Raw genomic sequence first — 18,275 nt, 5'->3', positions numbered from 1 at the left:
ATTATTTCGCTATCTTTGTATAGTAACAAAGAAGAGAATCATCAATTCATGAATACCGAAATAGAGACACCCAAACCAGAGGTGTACGATGCGTCCGACATCCAGGTCCTCGAGGGACTGGAGGCGGTCCGCAAGCGACCGGCTATGTATATCGGAGACGTCAGCTCGAGAGGACTGCACCACTTAGTCAATGAGGTGGTCGACAACTCTATCGATGAGGCGATGGCCGGTTATTGCAATAGGATCGAGGTGGATATCAATGAGGACAACTCGATCACGGTCCGTGATAACGGACGAGGCATCCCGGTGGATATGCATCCTAAGCTCCACAAGCCTGCCGTGGAGGTCGTGCTCACCGTGCTGCATGCCGGAGGTAAGTTCAATAAAAACTCCTACAAGGTCTCCGGCGGACTCCACGGTGTGGGTGTCTCGTGTGTGAATGCCCTCTCCAAGAAACTGCGTGTGGAGGTATACCGCGATGGTAAGATCTATGCCCAGGAGTATGAGAAGGGTAAGCCGGTAACTCAGCTGGAGGTGATCGGAGAGAGTGATCACAGTGGGACGGTGGTTTCATTCCTCCCCGATGACACCATTTTCACCACCACCCAGTATCAGTTCTCCGTCCTCCAGGAGCGTATGAGGGAGCTCGCATTCCTCAATGGTGGTCTGGAGATCCAACTGACGGACTACCGGGATAGGGACGAGGATGGTAATCCTCGCGGAGAGTCATTCCACTCCGCTCATGGTCTGGTGGACTTTGTCAGATACCTGGATGCCAATAAGGAGCCGCTCATCAGTGATGTCATAGATATCGACACCGTGCGCGACGACGTGCCGGTGGAGGTGGCGATGACGTACAATACGGACTTCAATGAGAATATCTTTACCTACGTCAATAACATCCACACCGGAGAGGGAGGTACACATCTAACCGGCTTCCGCCGTGCACTCACCCGTACCCTGAAGAAGTATGCCGATGACTCAGGTATCCTGGAGAAGGAGAAGGTCGAGATCACCGGTGATGACTTCCGTGAGGGACTGACGGCTGTGATCTCTATCAAGGTGGCTGAGCCGCAGTTTGAGGGTCAGACAAAGACGAAGCTCGGAAACTCAGAGATCACCGGTGTCGTCGACTCTGCCGTCAGCGATGCACTGACGGAGTACCTCGAGGAGCACCCCAAGGAGGCTCGTGCCATCGTGGATAAGGTGGTCCTGGCGGCTAAGGCTCGTACGGCAGCCAAGAGAGCAAGAGAGATGGTCCAACGCAAGGGACCGATGTTCTCCGGTGGTCTGCCCGGCAAGCTGGCAGACTGTCGCAGCCGTGATCCCGAGGAGTGCGAGCTCTTCCTCGTCGAGGGAGACTCGGCAGGCGGTACGGCTAAGCTGGGGCGCGACTCCAGGTATCAAGCAATTCTTCCTCTGCGAGGTAAGATACTCAATGTGGAGAAGGCGATGCCCCACCGAGTATTTGAGAATAAGGAGATCCAGTCGATGTACACCGCCCTCGGCGTCTCTGTCGGTACGGAGGAGGATCCCAAGGCGCTCAATTACTCCAAGCTGAGGTACCACAAGGTGATCATCATGACCGATGCCGATGTGGACGGAGCCCATATTGCGACACTGCTGCTCACCTTCTTCTTCCGTCACATGAGAGCATTGGTAGAGGAGGGATACATTTATATTGCCAATCCGCCACTCTATCAGTGTCGGACCAGGAGTGGGGACAAGATCGACTACTGCTTCAATGATGAGGATCGTGCCGACTTCATTGCACAGTATGGAGCCGGCGATGAGTCGAAGATCCTGACTCAGCGCTACAAGGGACTTGGTGAGATGGATGCGAGTCAGCTGTGGGAGACGACCATGGATCCGCAGGGACGCTATCTCAAGCAGGTTACTCTCGAGAATGCTGTCGAGGCTGATCGAGTCTTCTCTATGCTGATGGGCGAGGACGTCGAGCCTCGCAGAGACTTCATCAGGGAGAATGCTACCTTTGCCACAGTGGATGCATAAACCGCTTATGAGAGAACTTCTTCGTCATGGACGAGTAAGCAGATAAGCTATATCGAGTGCGGCTGACAAGCGTCGGTCGCACTCGGTGTTTTAGTAGAGTTGTATTATAAATAAATAGATAAATGCTGTGAGACAGCTTAGTCAGAAGGAGATTACTGATCTTGAGAAGCATAGGGGATGTCAGTCGGACGACTGGAGCCAGATAGTGGTGAGTGAGACCTTCGCTCCCTCGCAGCTAACTGAAGTGACGTTGGTGGGACATTGCACCCTTGGAGACCTATCGGGCACGCATGTGGATCGGTATGGGATCCGGCGAAAGAATGGCATCTGTCATGCTCTATTGAAGGACACAACAGTCGGCAACGGAGCCTATATCGCCAACGTCCGGGACTGTATCTCTGACTACGATATCGGAGAGGACGTAACGATCAGTAATGTCAGTGCTGTCTATATGTCCGGCTCCTCTACCTTTGGTAACGGCGTGCCCGTGCCTGTACTCAATGAGACGGGTGGCATCGAGGTGCCACTCTCTCGTAAGCTGACCGCACAGATCGCCTATCTACTGGTGACCCTGTCTGACTCAGATCCCGCCCGGAAGGAGCTGATCCGACTGATCGACCAGGATGTGGAGGAGTGTCGCTCGGAGCGGGGGACGATAGGGGACAATGTGAGGATCGTCAATACTGGCACGATCGTGGACGGCTACATCGATGACGGGAGTATCATAGACGGTGCCTCAGTCCTGAGTGACTTCTCCCTCTGTAGTCGACCGGGATACCCTGCTGTGGTGGGCAATGGAGTGATCGGTCGGCACTTCATCGCAGCGGCAGGTGCTTCGATGGTAGACAATTGCACACTTCATATGGTCTTCGTCGGACAGTCTGCCAAGGTGGGCAATCTCTTCTCCGCCAATGAGTCCCTGATATTCAGTAATTGTAATCTAGAGAATGGGGAGGCGGCTGCGATCGTGGCGGGTCCCTTCACCGTCTCGATGCACAAGAGCTCCCTGCTGATCGCCGGATTTTTCTCTTTCCTCAATGCCGGATCGGGATCCAATCAGAGTAATCATCTCTACAAGACCGGTCCCATCCATCACGGAGTGGTGGAGCGGGGGAGCAAGACCTCAAGCGACTCGTATATCCTCTGGCCCTCGAGGATCGGTCCCTTTAGTCTGATTATGGGGAGACACACGGACCACGTGGATACCTCCTCCTTCCCCTTTAGTTACGTGATCGAGAATCATAACGAGACCTACCTTGTGCCGGGACGAGCGCTTCTGACCATCGGTACTATGCGTGATGCCAAGAAGTGGCCCTCGCGAGATAAGCGGCCGAATGACTGTAAGCTCGACTGCGTCAATTACAACCTCCTCAGTCCCTACTCTGTGGGGAAGATGGAGCAGGGGTATCGCAAGCTTCAGGAGTTGCTTGACTTTGTGGGTCAGCACGATGAGACTTATATTTACCATAATCTCCACCTCAAGTCGTCCGCCCTACACCATGGGATGAAGATCTACAGACTGGGGATAGACAAGTTTATCGGCAACTCGCTCATCACACGTATTCGGGACAAAGTGGGTAGCCGCGAGATCACCAGCATCATGGATCTGGATCAGCTACTGCAACCTGATCACGATGAGGGAGTAGGTCCATGGACCGACTTATGTGGCATGATCGCTCCAGAGCGTGGGGTGAAACGACTTGCTAATGGCTTAAGGGAGACTGCATACGCGACGCTTGATGACTTCAGCCGACAGATCCGATCTCTGCATAAGAGATACTACGAGCTGGAGTGGGACTGGAGCTATGACCTGATCTACAGATGGTACTGCCTCAATAAAACCGAGCCTCTCTCCGCTGAGGTGATCTATGAGATGCTGGATCGATGGATCGATGCCGTGCTTACGATCGATCGTTGTCTCATCCAGGATGCGGCCAAGGAGCATGCAATCGATCGGCGGATATCATCTGCGATGACTGCTCAGCTGGACATCGATGAAGAGCTGGATCAAGACGTGTATGTCCAGTGTGTCCGAGAGCATATGGAGCGGAAGCAGAGTCTCTACGACTCGGTCATCAGCCAGTTACGGTTTTAGTCTGACTCTGAGGTCTCGTCTGTATCGCCGCTGTCTGCCGTGCGAGAGTCTGCCCCCCACATCAGCTTCTTGCGTAGATTGTCGAAATACTGGTAACTGCTAGTATGTAGCACTCTGACTGTGCGATCCGACTTGCGTACCGTTACCTTACAATTGTCCGGGAAGTCCTTTCCTCTTCCGTCCAGAGCGATGGCAAAAGTCCCCGAGCGGCTGCTGATCTCGAAGTCTACCGTCATGCTGTCCGGTATAAGTATCGGGCGCATCGTGAGGGAGTGGGGCGCTATCGGAACAATGAGGAGGGTGGAGCAGTCAGGGTGAACCAGAGGTCCGCCTACGCTCAGCGCATAGGCTGAGGAGCCGGTAGGCGTGGACACGAGAACTCCATCAGCCTGATAATCGACCATCCACTGACCGCACACCTTAGTGGTGACACGGATCATACTCAGTATGTCTCGCCTGATGATGGAGACTTCGTTGAGCGCAATCCCCTGATGAAGGACCTTACCCTCTGGAGAGGTCACCACAGCCTCCAGAGTAGTACGCTCGTCCACCTGAGCCCCTCCGGATCGTATCTCGTCCCAGTAGGAAGAGAGGATATCGGGCTGCATGCTGGAGAGGAAGCCCAGGTGCCCGGAGTTCAGACCGATGATCCCAGCCTCAGTGCCGGCGACCAGCTTTGCCCCTCTCAGGAATGTGCCGTCCCCTCCGATGCAGACCATCAGATCTGTGTCAATAGTCCCGCTGAGGGGATAGGTCTTCACGCCCGAAGGAGCCATATCGTGCTGGATCAGGTATCCAAAAAACCGGCTGTCTATGGTTACCTCGTCCGTACTGTCAGCCGTCAGTAGGTCTAAGATGCCACGGAGGGTATCGGGTGAGGCGGTCTGATGGGTCGAGCCTATGATGTGTATCCTCATAAATCTACTCTAAAGGTCTTTGATAATCCTCGTAGGCAAATATAGCAAAAGGGGCAAGATCAGAATGTACCGATCTCGCCCCTTAGCTAATATACTGCTGTCAGATCTTACTTGTGCTCAAGGAGAATAGTCTTGGTAGGACGATCACAGACAGAGCTCGGACCCCAGTACTGGATCGGGCCAGGATAGACGAATGCTGTCTCCTTAGACCACTCCTCGCGATGGCTCTCAAACTCTCTGAAGGGAGCACCCTCCAGATCAACAAGTGCCTTGCGGATCACCGGCTTGTCCTTACCACCACGGCGCTCAATATTGAACATCATCGTGATCGGAGTACCACCCGCAATCCACTCGGATACCTCCCTCGTGAGGTTCTGCACTGAGCTCATGTATCCCGTCAGACCGGCCTCGATCAGCTTACTGGCCGTAAAGCCGAGCGTATAGCAGTAGTCTGCATCAAAATTGGACGGTGCGGCGCAGCGACCCTCATATCCAAGGAAGTGATGCTGGGTCTTGAAGGAGCCCTCGTACTTCCCCTCCTTCTTCCACTCTGCGAGTTTCTTCGCCACCATACCCGAGAGGAGTTTCTCCGTCTCGATGAGTGACACCTGTACGTTGCCGTGTGGGTCTCTCTCTCCGGCGATCTGGAAAGCAACCGTATCCGGTAGGGAGCGGAAGGTCTCGGCGTTCTCTGCAGAGAGACGTGAAGCGATAAACTCCAGCTGCTCCTCCTTCGGAGTGCGGGCAAAGTCGTCACCCTCCTTGGCGAGGAGATCATTCAGCTCACTGATGAGGCTACGCATGGAGGGGATAAACTCGATCAGTCCCTCTGGAATCAGGGCTACGCCGAAGTTATTTCCCTCAGCAGCACGCTTGGCTACAATCGAGGCGATGTACTCTACGATTTGACTGAGAGACTGCTTCTTCTCCTCCACCTCCTCAGAGATGAGGCAGATATTGGGCTGCGTCTGGAGAGCGCACTCGAGTGCGATGTGAGAGGCAGAGCGTCCCATCACCTTGATGAAGTGCCAGTACTTCCGCGCCGAGTTGCAGTCACGCTCGATATTACCGATGATCTCAGAGTAGACCTTTGTGGCGGTGTCAAAGCCAAAGGAGGTCTCTATCTGCTCATTCTTGAGGTCTCCATCGATCGTCTTGGGGCAGCCGATCACCTGCACTCCTGCATCGATCGACTTGTAGTACTCGGCGAGTACGCAAGCATTGGTATTGGAGTCATCACCACCGACGATCACGAGAGCAGAGATCCCGAGCTTGCGCAGGATCTCGAGTCCACTGTCGAACTGATCCTTAGTCTCCAGCTTGGTACGTCCGGAGCCGATCATGTCAAATCCGCCCGTATTACGATACTCGTCGATGATCTCTCCGGTGAGCTCGATATACTTGTGCTCGATCAGACCAGAAGGACCCATCAGGAATCCGTAGAGTCTGCTCTGAGGATTGAGTGCCTTGATCCCATCAAAGATACCGGCGATCACGTTGTGTCCGCCGGGGGCTTGACCACCGGACAGGAGGACACCTACATTGATCGGCTCGTGCTTGGCACCGGCATCCTCTCCCTCCTCGAAGGTGATGCTCGGCATTCCGTAGGTATAGGGGAAGAGCTCCTTGACTCTCTCCTGATCAGCCACCGATTCAGTCGGCTCACCCTTGACGGCGTGCAGCTTACCCTTGAGCACGTTAGGCATCTTGGGCTGGTAGGACTTTCTTTCTCTCTGTAGTTCGCTTACTCTCATAAGATGTGTATAAGTGTGTGATGTTTATTCCTCTTTCTTCCCCCTCTTGGATGGATCGTTGTGACTGATGAAGTAGAGCATCAGACCGAAATTCAGTGCCAGTATCAGGCACAATAGTCCAAAGTAGGACTTCATCCAGCCTGCTAAGAAAATGAAGCAGACAATGGCGCCAATAACAGAGATGACGACTCCTGCTAATGCGACTGCTCTGAATCCACGAAAAAACTTTGGTCCGGGCGGCATGGTAAAAATGGATTAGTGTGATGCTTCTTACCTAGTAGTACAAAGATACTCATTTTTCACACCTCCAGGATCCTCCTCTCAAGCACTCTCTCATCTGTCCTCGGTTAGCCCTCCGACTATTACCCGTAATAGACTTGTGCCAAAGGAGCGTGCCCTCGGATGCCGTCTTCATGAGAGCTTGTCCCTACTGATCGAACTCGAAAATAGAGGCCGGGTAAGTCACCTCCTCCAGAAAGAGTCCCTCGCTGGGTGCCGACGAGCCGCAGAGGGATCTGTCGCGGGCGGTCAGTAGGTCTCCGAAGTCCGATGGCTCCATTTTCCCCCTACCCACCTCAAATAAGGTCCCTACAATGCCACGAACCATATTTCTCAAGAAACGATTGGCTGTGATGTGAAAGGTGTAGCAACACTCACCGAAGGAGGAGTCTCTCACCCACCTGGCCTCCGTGACGGTGCAGATGTGCGTCTTGACTTGCGAGTGCTTCTTGGAGAATGTGGTGAAGTCGTGCTCTCCGATGAGGTGCGAGGCCGCTTCGTTCATAGCCGCAAAGTCCAGTGTCTCAAGGACAAGGGTGCAGTACTTCCTGGTAAAGGGTGATGCCTTGGTCCTCACGTGGTACCCGTAGCGGCGACTCACCGCATCGTATCGGGCATGGGCATCCTCCGTCACGCGCCTGACCTCTAGCAGAGCGATGTCCGGAGGAAGGAAGCGGCGCAGACGGTAGGTCACTTGCTCCATCTCTCCCAGGGAGAGGTCGAGATTGAGGTGGCAAACCATCTGACTGGCATGTACCCCCGCGTCTGTCCGCCCGGCGCCGGTGATGGAGATGGGACGGCGAAGCATGGTGGAGAGCCTTTGCTCCAGCTCCCCCTGCACAGTGCGTCCCGCGGGCTGTATCTGCCAGCCGAGAAAGTCGGTGCCATCGTAGGCTAAGTAGAGGAAGTACCTCATTGGCTTTTATTATAAAAAAGTCCCACAGCGCTCCTCTATGTGGATCTCTGTGGGACTTCGTCTTTGTCGGATGGGTCAAGCCATCCTTGGGGTATACTTAGATGTGGAGAGAGGGGGCTTACTTCTTCTTCGTCTCCTCCTTCTCAGGGTTACTCTTGGAGGGGTCGTACTGCTCGTTGAGATACTTGACCACCTCCTCGGTGATGTCGTACATCGGGACGGAGTAGATGATGGAGCCGCCCTGATTAGAGAGGATCACCTGGTAGTGTCCGTGGAGCTCATTGTAGGTACGGATCTGAGACCAGATCGTATCCGATAGCGCCTTCATAGTCTTGGCCTGCTCCTCCATCAGCTCGCCGGAGAGCTTCTGCTGGAGCAGCTGGAAGTCCTGCTGCTTCTTCCCGAGTCTCTGGTACTCACGCTCGGCACGCTCCTGGCTGAAGAAGGCATTGTTATTCATCTTGTACTGGAAGTCCTGCATCTCCTTCTCCAGCTGTCGTCCCTGGGCATTGAGGTTTGCCTGCTTGGTCTCAGCAGATGCCATAAGCTTGTCATTGACATCCTTAGCGTAGTTGTACTGGCTCATCAGGCTGTCCAGGGTAACGTATGCGATCGGCATAACAACCGATGAGTCTCCTGCTTGTATGGGAGTGACCTTGGGAGACTTGGATCTCTGGTCTGTAAAGTGGAGCACAAAGAGTGCAACTACAGCAACCGCCAGTACGACGGTAATGATGGTATTGGTAGAGTTCTTCATTGATGTAATGATAGGAGCAGTAGCCACGATAGCGGCTAAGAGTGCTCCGCTTGGTTTGAGTAAGTTTCGAGATTAGCAGTATGATATGAGTGGTGAGGGATGACCGCCTACCATAGGGATGCCGGGCATCTACTCATCTGAGGAGTGGATGCGATCGTAGAGGTCCCGATGCTTCATCTCCTGAGCGGTGATCTTATGGCCGCACACCAGACCCTTCGCTCGGAGTGCAGGCTGATCCTCTACCTCGGTCTTAGGGAATTCGCCTCCCTCCACGAAGAAGACCCTTACGCCTAAGAGCAACACCGCAAGCCCCACCAGAGCTAGTGTCAGTATGAGTGTTATGGTCATAACCTATGCTATCGATTCCTTAGTGATCAGATTACGAGGGCAAATATACCCTTTTTATTCATTCTTCGTAATCCTCTCTTGCCGCTTCCGATTGCTCTTGGCTTCTATTTAGTGACTTATAACACTTCTTGCCGATCCGCAGAGGCAAGGGTGGCAGACCGATCGTCCATTTGGAAAAAAGTGAAGCCCCTCAAGTGAGAAATAATCTACACCTAAGGGGCTTCGGGGGAGGGAGTGGCGCGACTTGGAATTGAACCAAGGACACATGGATTTTCAGTCCATTGCTCTACCACTGAGCTACCGCGCCGGTTTGTAACTGCGGGGGGATTCCCCGTTTTGCTCTGCAAAGGTAAGATAAAATATTGGATAAGCAAGCTCCGAGGTCGCTTCCTTACTTCTCGTGCCGTAGAGGTAAGGGCTCAAGTGGCTGATCACCAGTAGTTTCTCATCTCGAGGACTATGAGATGGACTCAGGGCTGACGCATTTGACTTTCACCTCGCCCGCCACTCCCACAGGGACTTACCCGCTGGTCCCCCTCCTCATTCACCCCGCCCCTGTACGATGTCACACTCATCCCCTATGCCGGCGGGAGACGGATCCGTCAGGGATCCCCGGCGCCGGGGAGTATCGTATCGAGCTGGATAGAGTTCGGTGAATTCTAAACCCGGTATTAGTGATCACTATTACCGGGTTTAGTGAACACTAATACCGGGTTTAGTTTGGGGGGTGCAGGACTGATGCGCTTGAGCCTTACAGTAAAGGATCAGATGTCCGTCAGAGAGGCTGATGCTTAGGCAAGCGGATGGAGGGTCTCTCTTATCGCTCATCTCCGATGTGATGGCGACCCGCAAGGCGTCGGGTTACGAAAAAACTCCCTGAGCATCGGTAGAGCCACGAAGTGGCGAAGACCGATGCCTATGGAGCGGACATCCTTGCGGATGCGGTTACGCTGCTAATGGACGAGTCTCAAACGCATCAGCCCTAGAGATGGACTCCTGTACTCAGCTATGTAGCGTAATCTTTGGTATCTTAGCAGTGCAAACGGATAACTATTCTCACTTTTATTACTTAATACCTATGTCGCTATCCCCGGAAGAGCTGAGCTGCCGGCTCGCCAAGATCAGACAAGCCATGTCCCACGAGGGCTGCGAGAGCCTTCTCCTGCGGAGTATCCCGTCACAGCTCTATCTGACGGGGAGTGTAGTCTCCGGATGGATCTATGTGTCTGGGGAGGGTGAGCCGGTCTACTTCCCTGACAGGACAGTCAATCGGCTCTCAGACTACGATCCCACCAGGGTGATTCCGGTGCGGAAGCCTGAGCAGATCCCTGCGGCGCTTGAGCCTCTTGGGTATCGCATCGATCAGCATACCGCCCTCGAGAGGAGCTACCTCACAGAGGTGGACTATGAGCGACTGAGTAAGCTCTCTCCATCCGGCGTCAGCTCCGTTGATGCGGGGGATCTGCTACGTCAGGTGCGTATGATCAAGACACCGGGGGAGATCCGACTGATCAGGGAGACTGCCGCACGTCACTCGGAGATCTACGAGATTGCTCCTCAGCTCTATGAGCCTGGGATGACCGACCTGGAGTGGCAGTTTGCTCTCGAGTATGAGATGCGTAAGCGTGGCTGGATCGGTCTTTTCCGCACCTTTGGGACGCAGATGGAGAGCTTCTCGGGTAGTGTCATCGCCGGAGACAATGCCTCCTTCGCTTCGCCCTACGACTTCACAATGGGCGGCAGAGGTGTTGCCTCCTTCCCTCTGGGAGCCGCTGGGCACGTGATCCGACCAGGTGAGGAGGTGATGGTGGATCTGGCGGGCGACTACTCTCAGTACCAGTCGGACTGTACGCGGACTTACTATGTCGGCAGTCTGCCCGATGAGGCTTTTCGCCGGCATGAGATCTCGCTACGTATGCACGAGTGGCTCGAGGAGGTGGGAGAACCCGGCTTCCCCATCGGTGAGATATACAATCACTGCCTGCACCTTGCGGAGCAATTTGGCGTGGCGGATCACTTTATGGGTGATGAGCTTAGAGCCCGCTACGTGGGGCATGGCGTCGGGCTGGAGATCAATGAGCTGCCGATCCTCACCGGTCGCTGGTCGGGTGTGCTGGAGGAGGGTATGGTGATCGCCTTTGAGCCCAAAGTCATCCTCCCCGGTGTCGGAGCGCTTGGGATCGAGGACACTTACCTTGTGCTGTCGGATGGGCTGGAGTGCCTCACCACCCCGGAACGGACACTCGTCAAGCTCTGCTGAGCCGGTCTCATCGATGGGAGATGTAACTACACTCTTATGACTATTCATCCCACATACGACCGAGAGAGCAACGCCCGCTTTAGCCAGTTGGTCTTCCTCTTTGCGGTGATGCTGATCATGGCGGGGGTGTTCTCCTTCCTGATCACTCCAGTCCTGAGTATGATCTCCCTCTCTGAGACGGAGTCTTTGCTTGTCTCCCAGATCTGCTCTTCTCTGTTGGTCTTTTGGGTTCCTCCCCTTTTACTCAATACATACTACAAGGCTCGGCACCTGAGACCATTCTTCCACCCTCTTGCACGGGTGAGTGGGCTGCAGGTGGTGCTTGGGCTGTCGGTAGCGCTCCTGGCGCTTGTCCCCTCGTCCCTGCTGGAGGATCTGATGAGGAGGATTCCGGAGCCGTGGGTGTTTACACCTTTCTCGGCACAAGTGGAGCGCATCACGGAGATGATGATATCCGATCACAGTGCGGTCGGGATTGCGCTGGCGCTGATAGCGCTTGTGGTGGTTGCTCCGCTGGCTGAGGAGTATCTCTTTCGCGGAGTGCTTCAGCAGTGGGTCCTGTCAGTCACTCGCAGCGGTCACGTGGCAGTGTGGGTGGTGGCTCTGCTCTTCTCTCTGATACATATGGAGTGGGGCGGACTCCTGTCCCGTACCTTTATGGGAGTGTTGCTGGGTTACGCCGCTCTCTATGGCGGACTGAGGGTCTCCGTCCCGATGCATGCGCTGAATAATCTGCTCGTATATCTGCTCCTGCTTAGTGGAAACTCTGAGCCGTGGAGTCCGCCTGCCGGAGGGGTCGTCTACGTACTGATCTCTCTGGTCTGTCTCGTCGCCATAGTCATTATCCTAATGTATATGTCTCAAAGAACGAAATCCGAATATCATGAAACGATCGACTAAACTACTCTCGCTCCTGGTGCTGTCGCTTCCTATACTGGGGCTTATGACCTCTTGCGAAGGAGCTAAGCAGAGTACCTACTACACCCAGAGGGTGGACTTCCCCAAGGGAGCAACGCTGGATACTAAGGTAGAGATGGCCTCACAGCTGATCCCCTCTGAGAAGCAGCAGGCATGGCAGGAGCTGGAGCTGACTGCCTTTATCCACTTCGGGGTCAATACCTTCACCAATCAGGAGTGGGGCGATGGGACAGAGGATCCCGCCATTTTCATCCCCGAGCATCTAGACACAGATCAGTGGGTGAAGACCCTCAAGGATGCCGGCTTTCGCCTCGTGATCCTTACCTGTAAGCACCACGATGGGTTCTGTCTCTGGCAGACAGAGACCACGGACCACTCGGTGAAGTCCTCCCCATGGCGCAATGGCGAGGGCGACGTCTTGAGGGATCTGTCAGCATCGTGCAAGAAGTACGACATGAAGCTGGGTGTCTACCTCTCCCCCTGGGACCGCAATGCCGTATCTTACGGAACGGGTAAGGACTACAATGACCTCTACATCGCTCAGCTCACTGAGCTGCTCTCCGACTATGGAGATATTGATGAGGTGTGGTTTGACGGCGCATGCGGAGAGGGACCTAATGGAAAGGTACAGGAGTATGACTGGAAGCGGGTCTTCGACACGATCCATAAGCTGCAGCCCAATGCCGTCAGTGCGATCATGGGCGAGGACATTCGCTGGGTCGGCAATGAGAGTGGTCTCGGTCGTGAGACGGAGTGGAGTGCTACGGTCCTCTCACCGGACTCCTATCCCGAGAGTGACAGCCTCTACAAGGCTCTTGACATCAACGCTATGGCAGGAGATCTCGGCAGTCGGGATATGCTTGCCAAAGCAGGATCCCTCTACTGGTATCCGAGTGAGGTGGACGTGTCGATCCGTCCGGGATGGTTCTGGCACCCCGAGGAGGGACCGAAGTCTCTCAAGCAGCTGTCTGACATCTACCTTCAGTCTGTGGGGCGTAACTCGGTCCTCCTACTCAATATTCCTCCTACGAGAGACGGACTGCTGGATGAGCGTGATGTCAAGCGTGTTGGCGAATTTGGTCAGTGGATCCGTCAGCTCAATGAGCAGCGCGCCGCCACCGAGGACCTTGCTCATGAGATCAAGGTGGGTGGAAGCATCGTGACAGAGCTTAATCCTGATATGCAGGTGGGCGTGATCCTCCTGCAGGAGGACATATCTCGTGGCCAGAGGGTTGAGAAGTTTCACGTCGATGGCCTGATGGACGATGGCACCTGGTCTCAGATTGCTCAGGGAACCACCATAGGTTACAAAAGACTTCTGCCACTGGAGGTGCAGGCTCGGTACAGTAAGATCCGTCTTGTCATTGATGAGGGTCGCGGAGGCTCAGTATACATTCGTCACATCAATGCTCTCGTACTGCCGCCGCTGATCGGCACGGAGCCGGGCGCTGAGATGACGGGAATCACTCCCCTCTCCAAGCAAGGTTGGACTGTATCGAGCGTCAGCCCTTTAGAGATCCTCTTTGGCAGAGAGCTGAGTGTACAGGGGTTCATCTACTCGCCTGCTAAGGGTCGTGATGCCACGACGCTCCCCTTTACCTACCTGCTGGAGGGAACTAAGGATGGTAAGAGCTGGCAGCCGCTGGCAAAGGGTGAATTCTCAAATATTGTCAACAATCCGATCCCGCAGAAGGTCAAGCTCGACCAAGCCCACCCGCTTAGTGGGATCCGCCTCACAGGCACCACAGTGGAGGGACATGGTGTGCCGCTAGAGGATACTGAAGTAACACTCTATTGATACCATTCTTATAATGACGAAATATATCGGCGCACACGTCTCTAGCGCAGGCGGGGTGCAGAATGCTCCGCTAAATGCGAAGGAGATCGGTGCCAATGCGTATGCTCTCTTTACCCGAAACCAGCGGCAGTGGTTCCCAAAGCCACTGAAGGAAGAGGATATCGAAGCCTTCAAAACCAATATGGCTGAGTGCGGTTTTGAGCCACGTTACGTCCTGCCCCATGCAAGTTACTTAATTAACCTTGGCTCGCCTCGGGAGGAGGTGATGAAGAAGAGCCGTCACGCCCTTACGGATGAGATGCAGCGATGTGAGCAGCTGGGGCTGAGTATGGTAAACTTCCACCCGGGTGCCAACCTCGGTGAGACCTCTGTATCTGAGTGTCTGGCACAGATCGCCGAGGGGATCAATATTTGCCTCGAACGGACGGAGGGAGTGAAAGCTGTGATAGAGAATACCGCCGGTCAGGGATCCAATCTCGGCTTTACCTTTGAGCAGATCGCTGAGATCATAGATGCCGTGGAGGACAAGAGTCGTGTCGGAGTATGCATCGACACCTGCCATGCGACCGCAGCAGGATATGACATCCTGACTGAGGAGGGATATCGGACTATGATGAAGTCCTACGAGGAATTGATCGGGCTAGACTATCTCTGCGGCATGCACCTCAATGACTCAAAGAAAGGGGTGGGTTCTCGTGTTGACCGTCACGAGTCGCTTGGGGATGGCGAGATCGGGATCGCTCTCTTCGAGTGCATCATCCGCGATCCTCGTACTGATCATATCCCGCTGATCCTTGAGACGCCCAATCCTGATCGCTGGGCTGAGGAGATCGCCTTGTTGAGGACCTTTGAGACCAAGTAAGTGATGATCTCTTTTCCTCAGGCTAAGATCAATATTGGTCTCCGCATCACCGGTGTGAGACCTGACGGCTACCACGAGTTGGAGACGCTCTTCTACCGGATCCCGCTCTGTGATGCCTTAGAGGTGGTGCCGGCAGAGAGTGATGCCCTTGACGATGGAGGCTTTGGCGATCCGCAGCATAACCTGGTCGTGCGGGCTGTTGAGATCATGCGTGAGGAGGGGGTGGCTATTCCCCCACTGGAGGTGATCCTCCGTAAGCGGATCCCCACAGGTGCCGGTCTGGGGGGCGGCTCGTCCGATGCCTCCTCGATGCTACTGATGCTGAGGCAGCTTTATGCCCCCGACCTGTCGGATAGGCGGCTGGCGGATATGGCGCTAAGGCTTGGTGCCGACTGCCCATTCTTCCTCACTAATAGTCCTCAGATTGGGCGTGGGGTGGGGGAGCTACTGAGCCCTTTCCCTCTCGATCTAAGCGGCTGGGTACTCACTCTGATCCTACCTGGGATCCATGTCTCCACAGCTGAGGCGTATCAGGAAATAGACATCTCCGCCCCGCCCGAGCCTCTCGAGGAGATCCTTAGGCGACCGGTGGCTGAGTGGCGCAACCGAGTGGTAAACGACTTCGAGACACCCGTTTTTTCACGTCATCCTGAGCTGGCAGAGATCAAGGATCAGCTCTATGCTGCCGGTGCCACCTATGCTTCCATGTCCGGCTCCGGCTCCTCCATCTATGCCCTGAGCATGGCTCCTCTGACTCGACTTTCTACCCATTACACTACATATTCTTATCTATTTTGAAGAAAGTACTCCTATCATTAGTCCTTTCTGTATTGGTTGGTGGACAAGCATTAGCTGCTCTGCCGACCGATACCCTGACCATCCTGCACTACCGGGCACTACCTGCGACGAAGCTTATCGCTCCGATGCAGACCGATAGTGTCAATCTCTATGGCAAGTCCCGAGACTCCTTTACTACCTCGACGGATCAGCCCGCAGTCGCAGCCGATAGCCCCTTGTTGTCGGACTTGATCGCACCGGCGGACACCGTTATTCGGCTCAAGGGTGGTAAGCTGTACCGACTGTCGACTGCCTTGCTCTCTACTGCGTATGAGAAGGCGACTCTTTTGGTCTCCTGTACGATGCCCTACAAGCTCTCCTTTGATGGAAAAGTTATAGGACAGAAGAATAGAGTACTCGATAGTTCTCGTGAGGATCAATTTGACCTGACCATATACCCCTCTGCACGCCGACCTCTGACGATTACTATCGAGGCTCGGGACTCAGTGGAGCTGGTAATATCTGTGGTCCCCAAGCGAACCGGTCATACCGTCTCCCTTAGGACCGACCCCGTTGAGTATATGAGCATGGACTTCGGTCTCACAGGGGAGACTCTGACAGGGGTCAGTATGTCCCCGAGTGGACGCTATACCATACTCTCCTCGGTCCGTATTACCGACCTTAAGCGTTACTACTCCTCCGTGATCTATGAGGGGACTCGTCGTATAGGGACTCTGCCCGATGGCGCTGGACGCGGTAGCTGGCTACCACGCTCTGACAGGCTCTACTACACGGTCAAGACCGATCTCGGAAGAAGCCTGATGACCTATGATCCCGCCTCGGGTGCGGAGGAGCTCCTCTGCGAGGCTGTACCGGATGGTTCCTTTACCGTAGCTCCTACGGAGGATCGTCTGATCTTCTATAAGGAGACCACCGGTGACAAGCAGTCCTCCTACGTGGATCGGGCACTCGGACGCGATGACCACCGAGGGCTTATGGGTCCGAGGACACGCTATGACCTCTACCTCTTTGACTTCACCACGCGCGACTATCGTCCTCTCACCTACGGCTATCGCTCTGTGGGGCTGGAGGATATTAGCCCCGACAGTAGGCGGATCATCTTCTCGGTGACGGATGACGATGTCACGGAGTCTCCCTTCTATGCCACTGCCTACTACGAGATGGATCTGGAGACGATGGCGGTCGATACCCTCTTTACTCCCACTCCTGATCTCTCCTATGTCGGCTATACCGGCGACTCGGATAAATTGCTGATCCTGGGCAATCCGGAGGCCTTTAATGGTATTGGACGAAACCTTCCGGAGGGTATGATCACCAATACGTACGAGACGGATATCTATCTCTACGACAGGAAGAGTGGGACGGCAAGGGTCTTCACGAAGGACTTTGCCCCCTCCGTGCAGTCCATCCGTCCTGCTCAGGATCGGATGCAGGCAGTCTTCCGCGCCTCAGATCGCGACTACCAGCGGCTATACACGCTCGACCTCAGGAGTGGCAAGATCACCCTCCTGCCGGTGAGCGTGGACTACGTAGGATCCTACGACGTGGATGCTCAGTGCAAGTCCTTTGCTTACATCGGTGAGAGTACCAATAGGGTAGCAAATGCTTACCTGGGAGATGTCACACACCGCACCTCCTCAGTCCTCAGAGATCTTGCCTCAGAGCGGATGAAGGATCTGAAGGTGGGAAGCGTGGAGGACTGGAGCTTCACCATGCCGGATGGTGGTCAGGTCCCGGGGCGCTTCTATCTGCCTCCTTTCTTTGACCCTCAGAAGAAGTACCCGCTCCTCGTGTACTACTATGGAGGAACGTCTCCCGTGGGGCGGATGTTTGACTGGTACTACTCTCAGCCTATGTATGCCGCACAGGACTATGTCGTGCTGGTGCTTAATCCCAGTGGAACCATTGGCTGGGGACAAGAGTATGCCGCACGGCATGTCAATGCCTGGGGTGACCGGACGGCTGACGAGATCATCGCTGCGACGAAGGGTTTTGTCGACAGCCACTCCTATGTCAATGGCAAGCGGATCGGCTGCTTTGGTGCCAGCTACGGAGGCTTTATGACCCAGTATCTCCTCACCAAGACCGATCTCTTTGCTTGCGCCATCAGCCATGCCGGCATCAGTGCGCTCTCCTCCTACTGGGGACAGGGCACCTGGGGCATCGGATACAGCACGGTTGCCAGTACCGATAGTTATCCGTGGAATAATCCTGATCTCTATGCCAAGCACAGCCCGCTCTTCCGTGCCGACAAGATCCATACCCCCCTCCTCCTCACTCACGGCACATCGGACACCAATGTCCCCTTCGGTGAGAGTGTCCAGCTCTATAATGCGCTCAAGATCCTCGGACGACCGGTGGAGATGATCCGCGTCTACGGCGAGGATCACCACGTGATGGAGCTTCACCGCCGTCAGATATGGATGCGATCGATGATGGCATGGTTCCAGAAGTGGCTCAAGGATGACCCCACCTGGTGGGACGATATGTACCCTGAGCGGCACTACTGATCCCATAGGGTCTCCACTAAGATAAGAGAGGTCTCTCTGCCGACCGGCAG

14 protein-coding genes and 1 tRNA gene are annotated in these 18,275 nt (G+C 54.8%); 8 read left to right on the top strand and 7 right to left on the bottom strand.

The genetic code is table 11. The features are described from left to right. Nucleotides 1–48 precede the first annotated feature (48 nt). Together gyrB and Q0F21_RS00510 are read left to right on the top strand one after the other, a co-directional pair. Nucleotides 49–2,013: a DNA topoisomerase (ATP-hydrolyzing) subunit B gene (gyrB, locus tag Q0F21_RS00515; protein WP_297236385.1), complete on the top strand. Its 1,965-nt coding sequence runs from the start codon at nucleotides 49–51 to the stop codon at nucleotides 2,011–2,013. A gap of 127 nt (nucleotides 2,014–2,140) precedes the next feature. Beyond that, complete coding sequence (locus Q0F21_RS00510; RefSeq protein ID WP_297236384.1) at nucleotides 2,141–4,108, top strand: DUF4954 family protein; 1,968 nt, start codon at nucleotides 2,141–2,143, stop codon at nucleotides 4,106–4,108. On the opposite strand, the gene Q0F21_RS00505 is transcribed toward Q0F21_RS00510, so the two are convergent. From Q0F21_RS00505 to Q0F21_RS00475, 7 genes are all read right to left on the bottom strand, one after another. Further along, a complete protein-coding gene (locus Q0F21_RS00505) occupies nucleotides 4,105–5,025 on the bottom strand; it encodes an NAD(+)/NADH kinase (RefSeq protein ID WP_297236383.1) in 921 nt (306 codons plus the stop codon). The genes Q0F21_RS00510 and Q0F21_RS00505 overlap by 4 nt on opposite strands. Before the next feature lie 107 nt (nucleotides 5,026–5,132). After that, nucleotides 5,133–6,779, bottom strand: coding sequence for a diphosphate--fructose-6-phosphate 1-phosphotransferase (locus Q0F21_RS00500; protein WP_297236382.1), 1,647 nt, complete (start codon nucleotides 6,777–6,779; stop codon nucleotides 5,133–5,135). 24 nt (nucleotides 6,780–6,803) lie between these two features. Then, nucleotides 6,804–7,022, bottom strand: a complete 219-nt coding sequence (locus Q0F21_RS00495) for a hypothetical protein (protein ID WP_297236381.1) — start codon at nucleotides 7,020–7,022, stop codon at nucleotides 6,804–6,806. 184 nt (nucleotides 7,023–7,206) lie between these two features. Beyond that, entirely contained in the window at nucleotides 7,207–7,974 is a 768-nt protein-coding gene (gene truA, locus Q0F21_RS00490; RefSeq protein ID WP_297236380.1) for a tRNA pseudouridine(38-40) synthase TruA, read from the bottom strand. A gap of 118 nt (nucleotides 7,975–8,092) precedes the next feature. After that, nucleotides 8,093–8,731, bottom strand: a complete 639-nt coding sequence (locus tag Q0F21_RS00485; RefSeq protein ID WP_297236379.1) for an OmpH family outer membrane protein — start codon at nucleotides 8,729–8,731, stop codon at nucleotides 8,093–8,095. 129 nt (nucleotides 8,732–8,860) lie between these two features. Further along, nucleotides 8,861–9,079: a hypothetical protein gene (locus Q0F21_RS00480; protein ID WP_018107399.1), complete on the bottom strand. Its 219-nt coding sequence runs from the start codon at nucleotides 9,077–9,079 to the stop codon at nucleotides 8,861–8,863. Nucleotides 9,080–9,314: 235 nt separating this feature from the next. Further along, nucleotides 9,315–9,386, bottom strand: a tRNA-Phe gene (locus Q0F21_RS00475). A gap of 771 nt (nucleotides 9,387–10,157) precedes the next feature. Here Q0F21_RS00475 and Q0F21_RS00470 point away from each other — a divergent pair. The 6 genes from Q0F21_RS00470 to Q0F21_RS00445 are packed head-to-tail and all read left to right on the top strand — an operon-like array spanning nucleotide 10,158 to nucleotide 18,225. Continuing rightward, nucleotides 10,158–11,339 carry a Xaa-Pro peptidase family protein gene (locus Q0F21_RS00470; RefSeq protein WP_297236378.1) on the top strand — a complete coding sequence of 394 codons (1,182 nt, stop codon included), beginning with the start codon at nucleotides 10,158–10,160 and terminating at the stop codon, nucleotides 11,337–11,339. Nucleotides 11,340–11,375: 36 nt separating this feature from the next. After that, nucleotides 11,376–12,239 carry a type II CAAX endopeptidase family protein gene (locus Q0F21_RS00465; RefSeq protein ID WP_297236377.1) on the top strand — a complete coding sequence of 288 codons (864 nt, stop codon included), beginning with the start codon at nucleotides 11,376–11,378 and terminating at the stop codon, nucleotides 12,237–12,239. Beyond that, the gene (locus Q0F21_RS00460) at nucleotides 12,223–14,055 is read left to right on the top strand and encodes an alpha-L-fucosidase (RefSeq protein WP_297236376.1); all 1,833 of its coding nucleotides are present in this window, start codon (nucleotides 12,223–12,225) and stop codon (nucleotides 14,053–14,055) included. The genes Q0F21_RS00465 and Q0F21_RS00460 overlap by 17 nt, the downstream gene beginning before the upstream one ends. Nucleotides 14,056–14,068: 13 nt before the next feature. Beyond that, complete coding sequence (gene nfo, locus Q0F21_RS00455; protein ID WP_297236375.1) at nucleotides 14,069–14,917, top strand: deoxyribonuclease IV; 849 nt, start codon at nucleotides 14,069–14,071, stop codon at nucleotides 14,915–14,917. Nucleotides 14,918–14,920: 3 nt separating this feature from the next. After that, the gene (ispE, locus tag Q0F21_RS00450) at nucleotides 14,921–15,715 is read left to right on the top strand and encodes a 4-(cytidine 5'-diphospho)-2-C-methyl-D-erythritol kinase (RefSeq protein ID WP_297236374.1); all 795 of its coding nucleotides are present in this window, start codon (nucleotides 14,921–14,923) and stop codon (nucleotides 15,713–15,715) included. Beyond that, nucleotides 15,712–18,225, top strand: coding sequence for a prolyl oligopeptidase family serine peptidase (locus tag Q0F21_RS00445; RefSeq protein WP_297236373.1), 2,514 nt, complete (start codon nucleotides 15,712–15,714; stop codon nucleotides 18,223–18,225). The genes ispE and Q0F21_RS00445 overlap by 4 nt, the downstream gene beginning before the upstream one ends. Nucleotides 18,226–18,275 lie beyond the last annotated feature (50 nt).

Origin of the sequence: uncultured Porphyromonas sp. (genome assembly GCF_934359325.1) — a bacterium.
GTDB lineage: Bacteria > Bacteroidota > Bacteroidia > Bacteroidales > Porphyromonadaceae > Porphyromonas_A.
This window is presented reverse-complemented; position numbering and strand designations above follow the sequence as displayed.